At 53.1% G+C, this 18,478-nt stretch carries 21 protein-coding genes; 12 read left to right on the top strand and 9 right to left on the bottom strand.

Annotated features, from left to right (window positions below):
* Positions 1–33: 33 nt before the first annotated feature.
* The 4 genes from CLM71_RS07665 to CLM71_RS07650 form a co-directional block, all read right to left on the bottom strand.
* Positions 34–513: a YbjO family protein gene (locus CLM71_RS07665; protein WP_105230484.1), complete on the bottom strand. Its 480-nt coding sequence runs from the start codon at positions 511–513 to the stop codon at positions 34–36.
* 219 nt (positions 514–732) lie between these two features.
* The gene (locus CLM71_RS07660; protein ID WP_105230483.1) at positions 733–1,218 is read right to left on the bottom strand and encodes a YbjN domain-containing protein; all 486 of its coding nucleotides are present in this window, start codon (positions 1,216–1,218) and stop codon (positions 733–735) included.
* A gap of 157 nt (positions 1,219–1,375) precedes the next feature.
* Positions 1,376–2,278: a 30S ribosomal protein S6--L-glutamate ligase gene (rimK, locus tag CLM71_RS07655; protein ID WP_105230482.1), complete on the bottom strand. Its 903-nt coding sequence runs from the start codon at positions 2,276–2,278 to the stop codon at positions 1,376–1,378.
* A 32-nt stretch (positions 2,279–2,310) separates the two neighbouring features.
* On the bottom strand, positions 2,311–2,610 hold the full coding sequence (locus CLM71_RS07650; protein WP_105230481.1) for a YbjC family protein: 300 nt from the start codon (positions 2,608–2,610) through the stop codon (positions 2,311–2,313).
* Positions 2,611–2,840: 230 nt separating this feature from the next.
* Between CLM71_RS07650 and CLM71_RS07645 the strand changes: the two genes are divergently transcribed.
* Positions 2,841–3,104, top strand: coding sequence for a GrxA family glutaredoxin (locus CLM71_RS07645; protein WP_105230480.1), 264 nt, complete (start codon positions 2,841–2,843; stop codon positions 3,102–3,104).
* 28 nt (positions 3,105–3,132) lie between these two features.
* On the opposite strand, the gene CLM71_RS07640 is transcribed toward CLM71_RS07645, so the two are convergent.
* Positions 3,133–3,522: an inner membrane protein YbjM gene (locus CLM71_RS07640; protein ID WP_105230479.1), complete on the bottom strand. Its 390-nt coding sequence runs from the start codon at positions 3,520–3,522 to the stop codon at positions 3,133–3,135.
* A 167-nt stretch (positions 3,523–3,689) separates the two neighbouring features.
* On the opposite strand from CLM71_RS07640, the gene CLM71_RS24355 reads away from it, so the two are divergent.
* Positions 3,690–3,818, top strand: a complete 129-nt coding sequence (locus CLM71_RS24355; RefSeq protein WP_255414271.1) for a hypothetical protein — start codon at positions 3,690–3,692, stop codon at positions 3,816–3,818.
* 10 nt (positions 3,819–3,828) lie between these two features.
* Positions 3,829–5,517, top strand: coding sequence for an aspartate:alanine antiporter (locus tag CLM71_RS07635; RefSeq protein ID WP_105233250.1), 1,689 nt, complete (start codon positions 3,829–3,831; stop codon positions 5,515–5,517).
* 344 nt (positions 5,518–5,861) lie between these two features.
* Here the strand turns inward: CLM71_RS07635 and CLM71_RS07630 are convergent, their stop codons facing one another.
* The 3 genes from CLM71_RS07630 to CLM71_RS07620 form a co-directional block, all read right to left on the bottom strand.
* Complete coding sequence (locus tag CLM71_RS07630; protein WP_105230478.1) at positions 5,862–6,302, bottom strand: hypothetical protein; 441 nt, start codon at positions 6,300–6,302, stop codon at positions 5,862–5,864.
* A gap of 113 nt (positions 6,303–6,415) precedes the next feature.
* A complete protein-coding gene (locus CLM71_RS07625) occupies positions 6,416–7,189 on the bottom strand; it encodes an ankyrin repeat domain-containing protein (protein WP_105230477.1) in 774 nt (257 codons plus the stop codon).
* Positions 7,186–8,688 carry a phospholipase gene (locus tag CLM71_RS07620; protein ID WP_105230476.1) on the bottom strand — a complete coding sequence of 501 codons (1,503 nt, stop codon included), beginning with the start codon at positions 8,686–8,688 and terminating at the stop codon, positions 7,186–7,188. Before CLM71_RS07620 ends, CLM71_RS07625 begins: the two co-directional genes overlap by 4 nt.
* A 363-nt stretch (positions 8,689–9,051) precedes the next feature.
* Between CLM71_RS07620 and CLM71_RS07615 the strand changes: the two genes are divergently transcribed.
* The 4 genes from CLM71_RS07615 to idi all read left to right on the top strand — a co-directional run bounded on the left by CLM71_RS07615 (position 9,052) and on the right by idi (position 12,252).
* Complete coding sequence (locus CLM71_RS07615) at positions 9,052–9,432, top strand: DUF4354 family protein (protein ID WP_105230475.1); 381 nt, start codon at positions 9,052–9,054, stop codon at positions 9,430–9,432.
* 219 nt (positions 9,433–9,651) lie between these two features.
* Positions 9,652–10,557, top strand: coding sequence for a UbiA family prenyltransferase (locus CLM71_RS07610; RefSeq protein ID WP_105230474.1), 906 nt, complete (start codon positions 9,652–9,654; stop codon positions 10,555–10,557).
* Positions 10,558–10,774: 217 nt separating this feature from the next.
* Positions 10,775–11,683, top strand: a complete 909-nt coding sequence (locus CLM71_RS07605; protein WP_105230473.1) for a UbiA family prenyltransferase — start codon at positions 10,775–10,777, stop codon at positions 11,681–11,683.
* 23 nt (positions 11,684–11,706) lie between these two features.
* Complete coding sequence (gene idi, locus CLM71_RS07600; RefSeq protein WP_105230472.1) at positions 11,707–12,252, top strand: isopentenyl-diphosphate Delta-isomerase; 546 nt, start codon at positions 11,707–11,709, stop codon at positions 12,250–12,252.
* Positions 12,253–12,333: 81 nt separating this feature from the next.
* Here idi and eco read toward each other — a convergent pair whose 3' ends face one another.
* Entirely contained in the window at positions 12,334–12,843 is a 510-nt protein-coding gene (gene eco / locus CLM71_RS07595; RefSeq protein WP_105230471.1) for a serine protease inhibitor ecotin, read from the bottom strand.
* A gap of 231 nt (positions 12,844–13,074) precedes the next feature.
* Between eco and CLM71_RS07590 the strand changes: the two genes are divergently transcribed.
* The 5 genes from CLM71_RS07590 (at position 13,075) to CLM71_RS07570 (ending at position 18,439) form a co-directional block, all read left to right on the top strand.
* On the top strand, positions 13,075–13,821 hold the full coding sequence (locus CLM71_RS07590; protein WP_105230470.1) for a phosphatase PAP2 family protein: 747 nt from the start codon (positions 13,075–13,077) through the stop codon (positions 13,819–13,821).
* Between the two features lie 5 nt (positions 13,822–13,826).
* Positions 13,827–14,432 carry an undecaprenyl-diphosphate phosphatase gene (ybjG, locus tag CLM71_RS07585; RefSeq protein WP_105230469.1) on the top strand — a complete coding sequence of 202 codons (606 nt, stop codon included), beginning with the start codon at positions 13,827–13,829 and terminating at the stop codon, positions 14,430–14,432.
* Between the two features lie 185 nt (positions 14,433–14,617).
* Positions 14,618–15,298, top strand: coding sequence for a deoxyribose-phosphate aldolase (deoC, locus tag CLM71_RS07580; RefSeq protein ID WP_105230468.1), 681 nt, complete (start codon positions 14,618–14,620; stop codon positions 15,296–15,298).
* A 147-nt stretch (positions 15,299–15,445) separates the two neighbouring features.
* On the top strand, positions 15,446–16,210 hold the full coding sequence (gene deoR, locus CLM71_RS07575; RefSeq protein ID WP_105230467.1) for a DNA-binding transcriptional repressor DeoR: 765 nt from the start codon (positions 15,446–15,448) through the stop codon (positions 16,208–16,210).
* Positions 16,211–17,140: 930 nt separating this feature from the next.
* Positions 17,141–18,439, top strand: coding sequence for an HAAAP family serine/threonine permease (locus CLM71_RS07570; protein ID WP_105230466.1), 1,299 nt, complete (start codon positions 17,141–17,143; stop codon positions 18,437–18,439).
* Positions 18,440–18,478 lie beyond the last annotated feature (39 nt).

The following is an 18,478-nucleotide window of genomic DNA, read 5'->3' as shown; positions in this document are numbered from 1 at the left end:
TCCCCAACCTTCTTGACGCTATCCGCGCGGCCCTCAGCGACGGGAAAAATAGCGGCGGCTGGCCACCGGCAGGAACAGCAGCCCGAGAATCACCACGTCGGGGATTTTTTCCAGAATCAGGGTATGCATAATCTGGGTGTTGGTTTCGCCGTCCACGGTAAACACCTCGGGAAAGACGCTGCCGATGGTCGCCAACAGCAGATAGCCCACCACCAGCGCCTGACAGACCACATAGCCCCAGCGCCCACCATTTTTACCGCGCATCACGGCAAAGCCGCAGTAAATTTGCAGGCAGAGCATTACGATACCGGCCAGAAAAATCAGCGTAGAATCCCAGGCCTGCGCGCTGGTGCTGACAAACTCGCTCAGGCCGGACAGCCCCAGCTCCCCCAGCAGCAGTAGGATACTAATACATTTAATCGCCACCATTGCCGTACCGGCGATCAATACCGCCACTGGGACATCCGTTTGCGCTCTCAGGGTTCCCTGCTTGCTTTTCAGCATCTCTGACATATCCGTATTCCGCGATGAAATATCAGTAATAATCGGTATAAGAGCCAGTTAATTCATTTGCAATAATAATTACAAAAAATAGCAGGTTTGACAGGATTCAGCTACGGCAGGCCAGGATAAAACGCACGATCGCGATGTAACGTGAAGATTGGCAATAGAGGGATAACGGGGTAGCGTCAACGCATCGCCATACTGGGCGATGCGTCGTCAAAGACAGAATTAGTGCAGCATCGGCTGGCGCATGGCGGCGGCCGGATTTTCTTCTTCCTCGCCCTCGCCCATAAACAGCAGATCGTTGGCGCGCGCCTCAAGAATCACCATCGAGACCTGCTCTTCGCCCTGCTGCATAAAGTGCACGAACTGTTCCAGCGTAATGCCGACGGCCACGCTCAGCGACTGACAGACGATCAGCTTGGGCAGGTTGTCGTCCTGAACATCCACAAACGCTTTGATGGTCAGCGAACTGGCATTGATCTGGCTGAGGTCGGCAACCAGCGGGATCAGCGCGGTCGGCTTCACCTCCGCCAGCGCGGAGAACAGGATCACCCCGTCCACCAGATCGATCTTGGCGTCGAAAATGCCGTCAAAATTCTGCATATGCGGCAGATGCAGCGCCTGGCAGGAGTCGCATTCAAAAAATGAAATGCCCAACTGGTCCAGCCAACGTCGTAATAACGCCAAATCGGGGACGATGAGTGAATCCATAGGGTACCAGCCTCACAATATTCAAAAACGCGAAAGGCGCATAGCTTACGGAATATTCATCCATGATGCCACGATCAATCAGGCTTAATTCAATAAAGGCGCGCTTAGCCATGTAAAAAACACGGGTAAATAGCGCTACTCCCTTATTTTTTACTGGTTATAGCTTAATTTCAGGGCAAATACCGCGTGCTGCACGCTGTTCAATATAGGCGATCATCATCTCGGCGATATCCAGCCCGGTGGCGGTTTCTATCCCCTCCAGTCCGGGTGAGGCATTCACCTCCATCACCAGCGGGCCGCGATCGGCACGCAAAATATCGACGCCGGCAATATCCAGTCCCAACGTCGTCGCCGCCTTGATGGCAACTGCGCGCTCTTGCGCCGTAATGCTCACCTTGCGCGCCGTGCCGCCGCGATGCAGATTGGAACGGAACTCCCCCGCCTTAGCCTGACGTTCGATCGCCGCCACCACCTGTCCGCCGATCACCAGACAGCGAATATCCCGTCCCTGCGCCTCGCGCACGTACTCCTGCACCAGAATGTGCGCCTTCAGCCCGCGAAACGCATCAATCACGCTTTCCGCCGCCTGCCGCGTTTCCGCCAGCACCACGCCGATGCCCTGTGTACCTTCAACCAGTTTCACCACCAACGGCGCGCCGCCGACCAGTTCGATCAGATCGCCGGTATCATCCGGCGAGTGGGCAAAGCCGGTAATCGGCAGATCGATCCCCTGACGCGCCAGCAACTGCAGGGAATGCAGCTTGTCGCGCGCCCGGGTAATCGCGGCAGACTCATTCAGCGAATAACAGCCCAGCAGTTCAAACTGCCGCAGCACGGCGCTGCCGTAAAAGGTAATGGCGGAGCCGATACGCGGAATGACCGCGTCATAGCACGCCAGTTGACGGCCGCGATAGTGGATGGTGGGCGCGGCCGGGTTGATATTCATATAGCAGGAGAGCGGATCGATCACCTCAACGCGGTGCCCGCGCCGTTCCGCTGCGGCGCGCAGGCGCCGGCAGGAGTACAACGTGCTGTCACACGAAAGAATGACAATGTTCAATTTATCTCGTCACCCCAAATCGCCACCGACGCTTAATCGCGCGGATCGCGTTTCTGTTGCTGTTGCGGCGGCTTGCGCCGATCGTTTTCCGGCGGCAGTCCGCCGCGCATCAGCGGGCCGAACCCATGCGCCACGCGCCAGACCAGCAGGGCCGCCGCCGGCAGCATCAGCGCCACGCCGAGGAAAATCATCGCCACCGCAGCAGCCTGCGATGACAGCGCCCCCGGCAACTGAACATAGCCATGAATGCTCAGATAAGCCAGAATCAGCAGCACGATCCCCAGCCCTTCCAGCACCAATATCGGGCGGGGTAACTCACCAAATGAACGCATGTTTTCATCTCCAGACATATTGCGCACAGTGTAGTGAATTCCTGCCGACGAGGCCATCCGATAGGCGGCGTAAATCAGATTAACAGGCAAATCCTGCTTTTTTTTAGCAACGCCAACAGGCATAGTAGGCGCCATTGCACCTGAGTAATGCGTTGACTGAGGTCTTTTTCTGACCGACGGGATGTCGTTGCAATAGCGGTAAATTCTTGAATAACAACGAGGAGTATCTCATGTTTGCAGTAATCTTCGGGCGTCCTGGCTGTCCTTATTGTGTCCGTGCGAAAGAGTTGGCGGAAAAACTGACTGAAGAACGTGACGATTTCAACTTCCGTTATGTTGATATCCACGCGGAAGGCATCACCAAGGCCGATCTGGAAAAAACCGTCGGTAAGCCGGTAGAAACCGTGCCGCAGATCTTCCTGGATCAACAGCACATTGGCGGCTGCACCGAGTTTGAAGCATACGCGAAAGAAAACCTGAACCTGTTCCAGTAAGCCGGTTCACATTCTATATTAAGGCGCCTCAGGCGCCTTTTTTATTGCCGAGGGTTCTTTGCCGGAGCTGTAACATCTGGCGCAGGCTGCGGAAAAAGAGAAACAGCAGCGCACCGCACAGGCACCAGAATACCGAGCTGGTGGCGTAGGCCAACTCCTGCCAGAACGACTGGGTCGACATCAGCCAGAAGTGGCGCACCACCAGGCACAGCGGCAGCGCGCACAACGCGCCGAGCAGCGGACAGATCAGGCGTTTTTTACTGGCAAGGTAACTGGCGATAAAGCCGGGAATGGTAAACAGCAACAGGCCGGTTTCGCCATGATGCGGCTGCTCCAGCGAATTATTCTGACCAAGAAAGATCAGGCAGAACAACAAAAAACAGCTGCTGAACCCGCCCCAATACCGATAGCTAACCATCCTGCTCCTCCCAGAAATGCAACAACGGGCGCCATATCACGACGACGCACGCGAACCACGGCGGCCTGAGCCGACAAATTTTCCTTGGTAAAAAGAGAGTTAAATGCAAAAGGCAGCGTTCATTTTCAGCTTAATGCTGGCTGTCCTGCGTCAGAGAGACTAGAATAATGCCGCTGATCGAGGAAGCGATGCACCTTTCGCGGGTTGGCGATGGGTATCGTTTTTATCCAACTATTTATATGGCTGAATTTATCTTTTATAGCCAGCCATATCAAGCACTTACTGGTAAACAATAAGTTACATCCTGTGAACATAAACGTCGCTAGTTTGTTAAACGGCAACTACATCCTGTTGCTGTTTGTGGTACTCGCCCTGGGGCTCTGCCTCGGAAAACTTCGCCTTGGCTCTGTGCAACTCGGCAGTTCCATTGGCGTTTTGGTCGTCTCCCTGCTGCTTGGCCAGCACAACTTCGCCATTAACACCGAAGCGCTCAGCCTGGGCTTTATGCTGTTTATCTTCTGCGTCGGCGTCGAAGCCGGGCCGAATTTTTTCTCGATTTTTTTCCGCGACGGCAAAAATTACCTGATGCTGGCGCTGGTGATGGTCGGTACGGCGATGGTGATGGCCGTCGGCCTCGGCAAGCTGTTCCACTGGGACATCGGCCTGACCGCCGGTATGCTGGCCGGCTCCATGACTTCGACACCGGTGCTGGTCGGCGCCGGCGATACGCTGCGCAATACCATTACCAACGGACCGGCGCTGCTGTCCGCACAGGATCATCTTAGCCTGGGCTATGCGTTAACCTATCTTATTGGTCTGGTCAGTCTGATTTTCGGCGCGCGCTATCTGCCCAAGCTGCAGCACCAGGATTTGCCGACCTCGGCGCAGCAAATCGCCCGCGAGCGCGGCCTGGATACCGACAGCCAGCGTAAAGTCTATCTGCCGGTCATCCGCGCCTACCGCGTCGGTCCGGAGCTGGTGGCCTGGGCAGACGGCAAAAATCTGCGCGAACTGGGCATTTACCGCCAGACCGGCTGCTATATCGAACGCATCCGCCGCAACGGTATTCTCGCCAACCCGGATGGTGACGCCGTGCTGCAGGTCGGCGACGAAATATCGCTGGTGGGCTACCCGGACGCGCATGCGCGCCTGGATCCCAGCTTCCGTAACGGCAAGGAAGTGTTCGACCGCGATCTGCTCGACATGCGTATCGTCACCGAAGAGATCGTGGTAAAAAACAGCAATGCGGTCGGCAAGCGCTTAAGCCAGCTGAAACTGACCGACCACGGCTGCTTCCTGAACCGGGTGATTCGCAGCCAGATTGAAATGCCGATTGATGACAGCATCGTGCTGAATAAAGGCGACGTGCTGCAGGTCAGCGGCGACGCGCGCCGGGTGAAAAGCGTGGCGGAGAAGATCGGCTTTATCTCCATCCACAGCCAGGTGACCGATCTGCTGGCCTTCTGCGCCTTCTTTATTATCGGCCTGCTGATTGGTCAGATCACCATCCAGTTCAGCAACTTCTCGTTCGGCATCGGCAACGCCGCCGGGCTGCTGATGTCGGGCATCATGCTCGGCTTCCTGCGTGCCAACCACCCGACCTTCGGCTATATCCCGCAGGGGGCGCTGAATATGGTGAAAGAGTTCGGCCTGATGGTGTTTATGGCCGGCGTCGGCCTGAGCGCCGGCGCCGGTATCGGCCACAGCCTGGGCGCCGTGGGCTGGCAAATGCTGGTCGCCGGCCTGCTCGTCAGCCTGGTGCCGGTGGTGCTCTGCTTCCTGTTCGGCGCCTACGTGTTGCGCATGAACCGCGCCCTGCTGTTTGGCGCAATTATGGGCGCACGCACCTGCGCCCCGGCGATGGACATCATCAGCGACACCGCCCGCAGCAACATCCCCGCTCTCGGCTACGCCGGCACCTATGCCATTGCTAACGTATTGTTAACGCTGGCAGGTTCGCTGATTGTGGTGCTATGGCCGGGGATACTGGGCTGACGGCGCGGGCGCAGAGGAAATTTAGCGGCGAAATATTTTTGAAATTTTTATCATTCGGCAGAACTTTTCGATCGGGTGGTAGTCTTAATTAGTGCCACTGCTTTTCTTTGATGTCCCCATTTTGTGGAGCCCGATAATCCCGCCTTTTTAGGTTCAAGATTATCGGGTTTTTTGTTGCCTGAAAACCACCGGGAAAGCATTTTGCCTGGGAAACTCACTGGAAGGTCGGGAAAAATCTCGCTCCAGTTCAGGGGGAGAGCGATGCAACAGGCTGACGTCAGCACGTGCGATGGTGCTTTCGATCTCGCGCCCATGCAGCAGGAGACCGTAAAAGTTACGACCGGCTAACCAGGGAAAAAAGCGAACAGAAAACATAATACTGCGACCAGTATGATGATACTGAAGATCAGCCCGGCGCCGAACAATATCGCATGGAAGGCCAGCGTCCCCCCGCCAAAAAACAGCGCTCCGCCAACTCCCCAGCCGTTCTCTTTGCGAATCCCTCCGATAAAAGCAAGCACCAACGCAACGATCGCCAGACCGATGGTCGCGCTATTCAGTATGTTATCTATATCGATAGTTCGTTTCTCTGTCACCGGCGGTTCCTGACCTTTCAGGCCGGCTAAAATGCCGTTTTTGATAGATGAAACTTTCTCCGCCACGCTGACTTCCAGCGGCGGCTTGGTCGCTAACGGATAATTGAAATGAAACAGGCTAATAAGCAAGGCCAGCGCGCCAAGCAGCATGCCATATAGGCTGATTTGATATTTATGTGTTTTGATCATGTTATATAATATTTTTATGGGAAATAAATTTACGATAAGCCAATGATAACATCATTTAATCTTGTTTGAGCAGGGATGCCACATGTAAATGCAGCATCTTTTCCTGTAACCCCCTATTCCCCCACGGGTTTAGGCGGCCAATCCCCACCATTCTTAATTAATAGTTCTTTTATTTTTTCAATTTTATCCTTATCATCAGCATCTCCTTGACCTCTATTTATAAATCGTTGCAACTGATTCCCCATCGTCCACCCTGAATTGCCCTTGATTTTGTCGTCCGCACCTTTTTCCAGCAAAAGAATTGCATGGTCAAATGAATAAGAATCTACCGATTCTATCAATAGAGTATCGCCCAATGAGTCTTTTATATTTATATCAGCACCGTACTCAAGCATTGTTTTTAAAGTTTCAGTATTTTTCGCTTTTAATGTTTCAAATACAATTGGTTCATTAAAGGTTTTATCTTTGGCATTAGGAGATAACCCGCCGTCAAGCATCGCTTTTATCCAAACCCCCTTGTCGCCTTTCAGGACAAACTCCGCCGGGCTGCTTCCTCCTTTTGATCTTGGTTGCAATGGGTCTGCGCCAGACTTAACCAAATCCGTAATAATTCTAAGTCTTCCCTGAGCAGTTTTATCATAGATCGAGTTCAGCACCGACCAGAATAACAGCGTCATTTCTGCTTTTGCCGGCCGGTTCAGCTCTTCCTTGCTGACGGATGGAAGCCTCTGCTTCAATTTCGCTTCATCGCCGTCATAAATCAGCTGCGCGATTTCCAGCTGGCTGCCGTCAAAAAAATCCTTTGGTTCATATTCCATACTTTTCTTACACCCCTGCACCATAAAAACAGAAAAAATTAACGCCATTGCCATTATCACCCTGCTCATATTCTCCCCCTGATAGTGGCAACATCATCATCTTTCTGGTCTTCAATCAGCTTTATTGTCTGGTCTATACCGTGTTTGTCAAGCAATGTTCCTGTTCCGCCGGGAAGCGTGTGCGGTATACCGGCAGCTTTAGGCAATGCAAGCGATAGCCACTCTTTTAAAGTGAACGGTAACGCTACTCCCCACGGTTTTTGCAGCGATTCAGGCAGGGAATTTTTTATCAGCGCATAATCACTTTCGTTATTAACCTCTTGCAGTGTAGTTAATAATTCACCTTCAACCCGATAGGCCTGTATATTACTGGTAGCACCAAGGATTTCACTTCCGTATTTTTCAACAGTTCCGCTGTTAAGTCCGGCAGCATTGAATGTCCATGCAGGCTTTCCACTGGCCATTGATGTAGCCGAGGCCATCCCTCCACCTAATGAATGCCCTGAAATATCAATATTGGGATATTTTGATATTTTAGCCCCAATATCGACAGCCCTTTTATAATATTCTGAATTTATGCCAGAAGCTTGGGCGCCATTATTTATCCAGTCATTTACATTTTTTATTCCTGACAGATCGCCATCTAGTGCTTTTTTTGTTGCAATACTAGATCCCTCAGGAAACTCTGGCGCTCTTGACCCTCTGAACACAACCGTCGGATTCATATCGTCGCCAAAAACACTGCTATCAGGTTGATATACCCTTGCCAGAAAATCAGGTGTTTCCTCACTATCAAAGAGCATCTTTCTTTTTAGCCCAATTTTACTCAGAGCATTATTATCATTACTGATATCCTTCCACCCCTCCGGAACACCCGGGGTATCCCTGAGCGGGTTGGTTGTTTTGTAGACATTCTCAGCCAGTTTTGCCTTCTCGACGGCAACATTGTTTTCGGCCAGTCGTTCTGAGGCGATACGAGCATCCGGGTAGATACTCCTCTGCCCTCGCCCAATCAGATATTTTCGCTCCTGCCAACGCTCCGCTTTGGTCATAGAACCAGCCGCCACCTCCCGGGAAACCCTTCCCCCCTTCGTCAGCTCATCCGGTTCCAGTGTCGGTTTTTCCCGCGCTACCTGTGCCGGAAAAACTGACGGTCGCGCCCGACGTCCACCATAAGACTTCACGGCCTCCTCATAGCGCCTTATTATCTCATCCACCCGGTAGTTGGGTTCCTGTCGCCCCTGCGGTCTCAGATAGCCTTCCGTGTCAGCGTAAAATGGCCCTATCGTCGCCAGTACGCCCGGACGGGTTTCAATCGCCACAATGTCGCCTATCAGCAAGGCACTCTGCACCTTTCCGCGTAGGTTGGAGCTCATTCCCTCATGAGTGAAACCGATTTCACGGCGTATCCGCTCGCCACCTTTAAAACCGGTGAAGAGTGACAGAATATCGCTTTCCGGCATGTATGACAGTTCATGGCATGCACTGGCAGGACTGATTATCCGGGGAAATTCATCAGGTGAAATTAAATCATCGGTGATATACAGCAACTTCAAGCTGGAAAACATTTTGCATCGGTTCCTTTGCAGCGACTCCGCCTGCCCATACAGGCATTCACACTCGGTAGCGTTAAGGTCGTCAATTTTTTCGAATAACAATCAGCCATTGCCGACTGCACATAAGGTATCGAACGCTTGGTTGTATAATAGATAAATTGTGCTGTTTATCTATGCGTTTTTGATAAGAATACTTCCCGGATGGATTGTATGAGTCTGAATGTGACGTAACATCGAGCGCTTTCAGTGATAAGTCACATAACCCAGTCCCCCCCCCCTTTTACCCACGGTTTAACCCAGACCGGATATCATTAAGAAACGTATCCTGCATACGTAGTGTGTGACTGAGACATAAATCAACATAAAGGACTAGCTATGAAAATTTCTACGATGGTTGCATCTCTCGCCCTGGCCGGCTTCTGTTTCGCGGCAAACGCGGCTACCCCTGGGAATATTGCGGTATATGCGACAGAGAAGTCGACCGGCTCCATATCCATTGGCGGCAAAGACGCCTACACCAAAACCTTTGACGTCGCCCTGGCAAAATTGTCCGGAGACGATATCGATTTATCAACACTTTGCCTGAAGGCCTACTCGCCGGATAACAAGGCCTTCAAGCTCGATACGGTTGATGAGGCATTAACCACCGGCACCTTGAAGGACGGCAAGCTGGTGAAGGGCATCGCCGTATTTGCCGCTGACAACGCCGCGGTCTACAACGCAGCCCTGGTAAAAATTACCGACGATTGTCAATAATCCGCTCAAGCAGCCTTGCATGGCTGCTTTTCCCTTTCCTTCCCGTAGTTTTTTCGGTCTTCTTACCGCTACAAGCCAAATAATAAGCAGATTCATTATCCCGTCCCGGGATAGCTTGACACATAAATATTACTCACCTAAAACTGTGATAAATTTTATGTTAACAAGATGAGAGTCGCGCTATGGGCCATGCGTCTATCGCTTCGCCGGGGATGCAATATGGCTGAAGATATCAGCATCCAAAAACGTCGCGGGGTGATGTTTGAACTATGGCTGTCCTGGCGCTTTGTCAAAAACAATATCTGGGCGGGCGCCGTGGCGCCGACACTGTTTACTTTGGCGCTCTGTGCAGCCAAAGGTCTGCCCGGTATGGAAATCGCCATCAGCACCCTGGCATCATTTGTTTATGCCTATCTTCACCTCTACGTCTTTGATATCAACAGCCAGATATTTGGCATTGAAGAAGATAAAATCAATAAGCCGGATCGCCCGCTGGCGGCAAAAATCATTACGCTGGCGTCGGCGAAAATCAGGGCTGTCATTTTCACACTGTTGTTTTTTGCCTACGGCATCTGCCTCGGCGTCATTGGCTGGACCCTGCTCTGGGTACTGTTCGTCCTGCTGTACAGCTATACACCGTGGAGCAATAACTGGCTGCTGAAAAATCTCTTTGTCGCGCTGGGCATACTGACGCTGCTGCCGGTCGCCGCCCACAACGCCAGCGTACCGTTCATAGAAGTTGCTCACTGGCTACTGTCGCTGCTGGTGATGACCAGCTATATGATCACTACGCAGGATCTCCGCGATGTAAAAGGTGATGCACGCATCGGCAGGAAGACTTTTCCCTTGGTTTACGGCATGCGTGCGGCCAAGATCGCCCTGTCGCTGGCTTACCTGCTCTCTATCGTTATCGCCCACTATACGCTGTTTATCCCAGGTGAAAACGGCAGCAGCGGCGCGCTGTTGCTCTTCGAGAGCGGATCCGCGTTAATTTTATTATGTGTCGCAGCGCGGTTGTGCAAACAAAACGCCGACTGCCGCTATGACCATTTTACCTACCGCCTGTGGGAATATTGGTACACGCTGGTGTGTATTTCCATGTTTGCCTTTTATATCAGCCGGTAGCCAGCAATCGCACTGCTCAAGACGCCCCCTTCCACCCAGCGCACAGGTTCCCCGGTATCATTTTCATTTCAGTTCAAATAATAATCAGATTCATTATCCCATCCCGGGATAGCTTGACACATAAATATTTCTAAACTAAATGTTTTATCATCCGCATTTCCGCCATGAGAGACTCCCGCTATGCACCGCACGTCTGCCGCTTTGCCAAGGATGCAGCATGATTGAAAATGTCAGCATCCAAAAACGCCGGGACGCGGTGTTTGAGCTGTGGTTATCCTGGCGTTTTGTCAGGAACAACGTCTGGATCGGCATTATCGCGCCAACGTTATTTACGCTGTCGCTCTGCCTCGCCCGGGGGATGGGAACGCAGGCAATAATATCCAGTATTCTGGCTACCTTTATTTATGCTTATTTTCATATCTATATCGCCGATATCAACAGCCAGATATTTGGTATTGAAGAAGACAAAATCAATAAGCCGGACCGTCCGCTGGCGGCCCAGGTCATCACGCTGAAGTCGGCCAAAATCCGCGCCGCCGTTCTCGCCCTGCTGTTTTTCGCCTATGGTCTTTACCTCGGCGTGATTGGCTGGGTGCTGTTCTGGATACTGTGCTCACTGGTATACAGCTATACGCCGTGGAGCAATAACTGGCTGTTGAAGAACGTCTTTGTTTCGCTGGGCATACTGACGCAGCTGCCGGTCGCCGCTCACAACGCCGGCGTGCCGTTCAGGGAGATTGCCGACTGGCTGCTGCCGCTGTTGCTGATGACCAGCTATATGATCACCACGCAGGATTTCAGGGACATTAAAGGCGACGCGCGCATCGGCAGAAAAACCTTTCCGCTGGTGTACGGCATGCGCAAGGGAAAAATAATCATTGCCGTCGCCTATCTGCTTTCCATCGTTATTGCCCACTACACGCTGTTTATGCCCGGTGAACAGAGCGGCAACGCTAGCGCCCTGTCCCTGTTTGAGATAGGATCCGCGCTTATTTTATTGTTCGTCTCAGCGCGTCTTTGCAAAAGAGATGCCGACAGCCGCTATGACCATTTCACCTACCGACTGTGGGAATACTGGTACACCCTGGTGTGTATTTCCATTATTGCCGTGTATATCAGCCGTTAACCGAGCACACCATGGAGAAAACCATGCCTGAACATCATGAGCAGGTTATTTTGCTGGATGAGCATTTCCATCAGAGTGGGACAATGGATAAAGCCGTGGTGCATACCAATCAGACGCCTCTGCATCTGGCCTTTTCCTGCTATGTGCTTAACCGCAAAGGGGAACTGCTGATTACCCGGCGGGCGCTTAACAAAACCGCCTGGCCCGGCGTCTGGAGCAACTCGTTTTGCGGCCATCCGCAGCCCGGTGAAAGCCAAAGCGATGCAATAGCGCGTCGCGCCGCCTTCGAGCTGGGCCTGACCATCAGCCTGCCGGAACTGGTGGTTTCCCACTTCCAGTACTGCGTCACCGATGCCTCCGGCGTGATGGAAAATGAATTTTGCCCAATCTACGTCGCGCGCAGCGATGCGCAGCCGCAGCCTAATCCGCTTGAAGTGATGGAGTATGCCTGGGTCGGTATCGAACAGGTGATAGGCGCCATTAACGCCGTTCCTCAGGTGTTTTCCCCGTGGATGGCGCTACAGCTGCAGCAGCCGGAACTGCTGAAAAGAATCGGCGCGTTAGCCTGATATGCATCGGTAGGAAACGGAGACGGGAACAAGGCCCGCCTCACATTTAGCTGGAGCGATAAATACGCGCCGGCAAGGCAGTTACTTCTTCACCGCGTCGCTGACCGCATCCTCAGCCTTCCAGACACGATACTTCACTTCCGCATCCTGCGGCACATAGACCACGATCGGCAGACGGCTGTTGTAACGCTGCATGGCGGCATCGCCCAGATTTGCCGTCACGAAGGCTTCGCGCTTGGTGTTGTCCGGGCAGGCCATCATGGTGCTCATCGGGCCGGAGAGTTTATCCAGCACCAGATAGTCGTAGCCCCAGCCGGACAGGGTTTTGCTTTCCAGCTTGCCGCCCAGCCCATGATGGTTGCAGTCAACCTGCAGCGTTTTACCGATCAGCAACTCAACCTTATAGTTTTCTTCATGCTCCTGTTTCGGCAGGTAAATCACCTGACGCGTCATGCCTTTTTCCGCCTGCGGGTAAGGGGCAATCTTTTCCAGCGGCTGCTGGCTGATGTCGGCCTTTTCAGTCGCGTTGGTCGCCGCACCGGCAGAAGCAGCCATCATCATGCCGGCTACTAACAAGGAGATCTTTTTCATGTTCTTTCCCTATGATTCATACTGAAAACCAGACATAAACTAATACACTATAGCAACACTTTCCAATGGTTTAATCTTCTTTACATTGATAAATCAAAAGGAATAACCACTGAAACGATGATAAATGACAGAATAAAAACCATTCGCATACTCAATATATTGCCACACTAAGGTTTTCTTAAGCCGGGGGATTTACCGTAATCTGACCGATGACTAACGACAGGCTGACGCATGGCGCCCGAAAAACCATCCCAATCTTTATTAAATCAACCCTCAACGGCCAAACACTTTAAGAATGGCTCTATTTACTCCTTGGCGCCATCCTTTTACCGTTGGCAAGTTTTTAGCTTAATTGTCAGTGGGTTGCTATTTTTATGGCTGTCGCGTGATGAAAGCCTGGATTGGGCCATCAGCAATAGCTGGTTCGACAGCGCCAGCGGGCATTTCCCCTGGCAGCATAACGCCTGGCTGGACGCGATCAACCACCGCCTCCTGAAGATCGGCGTGATCGCCGCCTCGGTGCTGGCGCTGCTGTGGGGTATTTACCGGCGCCATGCCCGGCTGATCCTGTGCATGGCGCTGGTCGGCGTCGGACCACTGGTGGTCGGCATCCTGAAGTCCACCAGCGCGCACTCTTGTCCGTGGGATCTGGTGCAATACGGCGGGCAGGCGATGTCATATCCGCTGTTTGGCGCCTTGCCGGCCAACCCCGGTCCCGGCCGCTGCTTTCCCGGCGGGCACGCTTCCAGCGGCTTTGCCGTGATGGCGCTGTTTTTTCTGTTTTATCCCCGGCGGCCGAAAGTGGCTTATGCCTGCTGGGGCGCCGGCATCGCCCTGGGGCTGCTGATGGGCTTTGGTCAGGTGATGCGCGGCGCACACTTTTTTTCCCATAACCTGTGGGCAGGTTGGTGGGTTTGGTTCAGCCAATTGGCTGTTTATTGGTGGGTTAGCGGCATTGTTCGCCGCAAGACGAGGTAAATATCATGGAGCAGTTGAACTATCTTCTTTTCGCCTGGATTAACGCGACCCCGGCCTCGCCCAAATGGTCGCTCGATGTCGCGATCTTCCTGGCGCGCGATGTGATCGCCATCGTTCCGCTGTTGATCGTCGGCCTGTGGTTCTGGGGGCCGAAAGACGCGCTGGTTTCACAGCGCGAAGTGGTGGCTAAAACCACCATTGCCCTGGCGTTCGCCATTCTTACCTCTGCCGCCATCGGTATGCTGCTGCCGCACGAACGCCCCTTCGTCGCCGGCATCGGCTACACTTTCCTGCATCATGCGCCGGACAGCTCCTTCCCCAGCGATCACGGTACCGCCATATTCACCTTTGCCATGGCATTTTTATGCTGGCACCGGCTGTGGTCCGGCATTGTGCTGATGGTTATCGCCGTCGCCATCGCCTGGTCGCGGGTTTTCCTTGGCGTACACTGGCCGCTGGATATGGTAGGTGGTTTCCTGCTTGGTATGGTGGGCTGCCTGGTGGCGCAGCTGGTGTGGAACCTGTTCGGCAGCGCGATCGCCGCCCGGCTGGAACGCCTGTACCGTTTCCTGTTCGCCTTCCCTATCCGTAAAGGGTGGATCAAAGAGTAATCCCGCGCGGGGCCGTTGGCCCCGCCGTTATATCCCCCTGCCGGTTTCTTCCCTTCAGCACCGCCATGTTATTTAAATAACAAAATCCCGCTAAAAATGTGGTAAAAACTCGAATCATGGCTATAATTACGGGCAGTGGATGTTATTATTCTAACATTCAGCACTAACCATTCAGAGGAAGCGCAATGACTAGCGAAAACATTGATTACGCCAGCTACATCGACCATACCCTGCTGGCGATGGACGCCACCGAGCAGCAAATCAGCAAACTGTGTGAAGAAGCGCAGCAGCACAATTTCTACGCGGTATGCGTGAACTCCGGTTACGTCCCGCTGGTTGCACAGTTACTGCAGGAAAGCACGGTGAAAGTCTGCTCGGTGATCGGTTTCCCGCTGGGCGCGGGCCTGACCGTCACCAAAGCCTTTGAAGCGAAAGCGGCGATTGCCGCCGGCGCGCAGGAAATCGATATGGTCATCAACGTCGGCTGGCTGAAAAGCGGCATGCTGGAGGATGTCAAAGCCGATATCGCCGCCGTGCGTGAGGTTTGCGCGGCTATCCCATTGAAGGTAATATTGGAAACCTGCCTGCTCAGCGACGCGCAAATCGTGCAAGTGTGTGAAATGTGTCGTGAACTTGACGTCGCCTTTGTCAAAACCTCAACCGGCTTCAGCACCGGCGGCGCTCGTGAAGAGCACGTTAAACTGATGCGCGCTACCGTGGGCAGCGAAATGGGCGTGAAAGCCTCCGGCGCAGTACGCGACCGCGCGACCGCCAAAACGATGATCGAAGCCGGCGCCACGCGTATCGGCACCAGTTCCGGCGTAGCCATCGTATCCGGCGAGCAGGCCGCCGCCGGCAGCTATTGATAGCAACGCCCCCGGCGCACTTGCAGTAACCGGGCGCATTTGTTGACTGATGCGGGGTAATGCGTAGTACGCACTGCTCCGCATTGTTGTATCTGGCCCTGGGCCGCCACGGATATCTCTTTATCTCTAAACCGACGGGAGCAACGAATGGAAACGCGGCGCGAAGAACGCATCAATCGATTAGTCCAGGTGTTAAAGCGTTCTGACAAGATCCACTTAAAAGAAGCCGCAGCGCTGCTGGGGGTATCGGAAATGACCATCCGTCGCGATCTCAGCGCCGAACCTGCGGCGGTGGTGTTGCTGGGCGGCTACGTGGTGACCGATCCGCGCAACAACGGCGTGACCCATTACTTTGTTTCTGACCAAAAAGCCAAGCAGGTGAGTGAGAAACGGCGCATCGGCCTGTTGGCCGCCCCGCTGATCGCTGAAAATGATACGGTGTTCTTTGATTGCGGCACCACCACGCCGGCAATTATCGACGCCATTGCCGACGACCTGCCCTTCACCGGCGTCTGCCACTCGCTGAACACCTTCCTGGCCCTGCAGGATAAACCGCAGTGTAAAGTGATCCTGTGCGGCGGCGAATTCAAGCCGAATAACTACATATTCAGCAGTATCGGCCAGCGCAACGAAATGGACAGCATCTGCCCCAATATCGCCTTTATTTCTGCCGCCGGCCTCAGCCTGCAGCAGGGTGCCAGCTGCTTTAACTTTGACGAGCTGGATATGAAGCACCGGGCGCTGGCGACGGCGCAACGTAAGGTGCTGGTGGCCGATCACAGCAAATTCGGCAAGGTGAAGCCGGCCTGCATCGGCCCGCTGACCCTGTTTGACCAAGTGATCACCGACCAGCGCCCCGACGCCGAATTCAGCGATTTCTTCAATCAGCACGCCATCCCCCTTCGCTACTGAGCCGTTCAGGCCGCTGAGCACGGCTCAGCGGCCCTCTAGTACAAATTATCCGCAATTAAATTACCATTAATCCCATCCTGATTGGCCAATACGTTAATAAATTGCAACCGGTAACGGCAGTTATTATTTTCTCTGCGCGGAATAATGACAAAATAGTGTACGACGGCATAAGCGGGCGGTGAATTTTTCGCCTGATTTCGATCGTTGATAATTGGTCGGTATAACACCAAAAAAGTGATTTATTACCAACCGTGGCGCCAACAGCACAAATTTATATGATGAATGATTAAGCATTCCCTGCCGGGAATAAACCATTCCTCCTGTTTGCACCAACACAAAAAAATCCAATTTATACGTTAATAATCAATTCGTTAATAAAACACCATCTAATAGCATGATGTGATCGCCATCACTAAACCCGCTTAATCCTCGTTTTTAGCTAGATCCCGACCACTGCTTAAAATATATTGCTCATCTTCTGTGCACAGGCAGCGTTTTATCCGGTCATGACGGTAAAGAGCCGGATAAAGCATGCAGTAATAAAAAAACACAATAAAGCATAATGCTTCACGAAGGCGAACATTTAATAAATAAAATTTTAACAAAATGGGTATTTACCGCATATATATCGCATTTGAGAGCGTGATCACGGTTGTTTATGCTGGAAATCGCTATCTTTCTGCCATCAAAAACGGGAGACAAGAATCTTCCGAGTTAATACTCTATTTTCCGCCTAACCTGGGCGGCATGATTTTTAGTGTTAGTTCATCGCCACGATAATTAGCACAATAAATAACCAGGGGGAGGTTCCTTTATCCCCGCAAGAAACGCCTGATTTAACCGGCAGCCGTTGACTGATTTACGGCTTTCGGCTTTAACGTAAATTTTTGACTTTGCTTTTAAATTAACGTGTTCACTTCGGAGATATTTATGGACACTACACAGACCGGCACGATTGTCTCGGCAGCATCGGGTTCCAGCAGTACCTGGCGTAAAAGCGATACCATGTGGATGTTGGGCCTGTACGGCACCGCCATCGGCGCAGGCGTGCTGTTCCTGCCCATCAACGCCGGGATCGGCGGCTTAATCCCGCTGATTATCATGGCCATCATCGCGTTTCCGATGACGTTCTTCGCCCACCGCGGCCTGTGCCGTTTTGTCCTGTCCGGCAAAAATCCGGGCGAAGATATCACCGAGGTGGTGGAAGAACACTTCGGCATCAGCGCCGGTAAGCTGATTACCCTGCTCTACTTCTTCGCCATCTACCCTATCCTGCTGGTTTACAGCGTCGCCATCACCAACACCGTCGACAGTTTCATTACCCATCAGTTGGGCATGGCCTCTCCGCCGCGCGCCATTTTGTCACTGATTCTGATCGTCGGCCTGATGACTATCGTGCGTTTTGGTGAGCAGGCCATCGTCAAAACCATGAGTATTCTGGTGTTCCCGTTTGTTGCCGTGCTAATGCTGCTGGCGCTGTATCTGATCCCTAACTGGACCGGCGCTATCTTCGAAAACGTCTCCCTGTCAGGCGCCGGCACCGGGATGGGCCACGGCCTGATGATGACGCTGTGGCTGGCGATCCCGGTGATGGTGTTCTCCTTTAACCACTCGCCGATTATTTCCGCCTTTGCCGTGGCGAAACGCGAAGAGTACGGCGCGGACGCCGAGAAAAAATGCTCGCGCATTCTGGCCTACGCACACATCATGATGGTGCTGACCGTGATGTTCTTCGTGTTCAGCTGCGTACTCAGCCTGTCGCCGGCCGACCTGGCGGAAGCCAAGGCGCAGAACATCTCTATTCTGTCGTACCTGGCCAACCACTTTAACAACCCGATGGTTGAATACATCGCGCCGGTTATCGCCTTTGTCGCCATCACCAAATCGTTCCTGGGCCACTACCTCGGCGCACGTGAAGGTTTCAACGGCATCGTCAGCAAATCGCTGAAAACCCGTGGCAAAACCATCAGCAGCGGCAAACTGAACCGCATCACCGCCATCTTTATGCTGGTCACTACCTGGATTGTCGCCACGCTGAACCCAAGCATTCTGGGCATGATCGAAACCCTGGGCGGCCCGATTATCGCGATGCTGCTGTTCCTGATGCCGATGTACGCCATCCGTAAAGTACCGGCGATGCGTAAATACGCCGGCCATATCAGCAACGCCTTCGTGGTGCTGATGGGCCTGATCGCCATGTCGGCCATCCTGTACTCTCTGTTTAGCTAAATACACTCCCGCCGGCGCGCCATGCGCCGGCTTGCACCA

The sequence above is a fragment of the Serratia sp. MYb239 genome, assembly GCF_002966855.1.
In the GTDB taxonomy this organism is placed as follows: Bacteria; Pseudomonadota; Gammaproteobacteria; order Enterobacterales; family Enterobacteriaceae; genus Serratia_B; species Serratia_B rhizosphaerae.
Note: the sequence above shows the minus strand (reverse complement) of the source record. Positions and strands in the feature narration are given on the sequence as shown.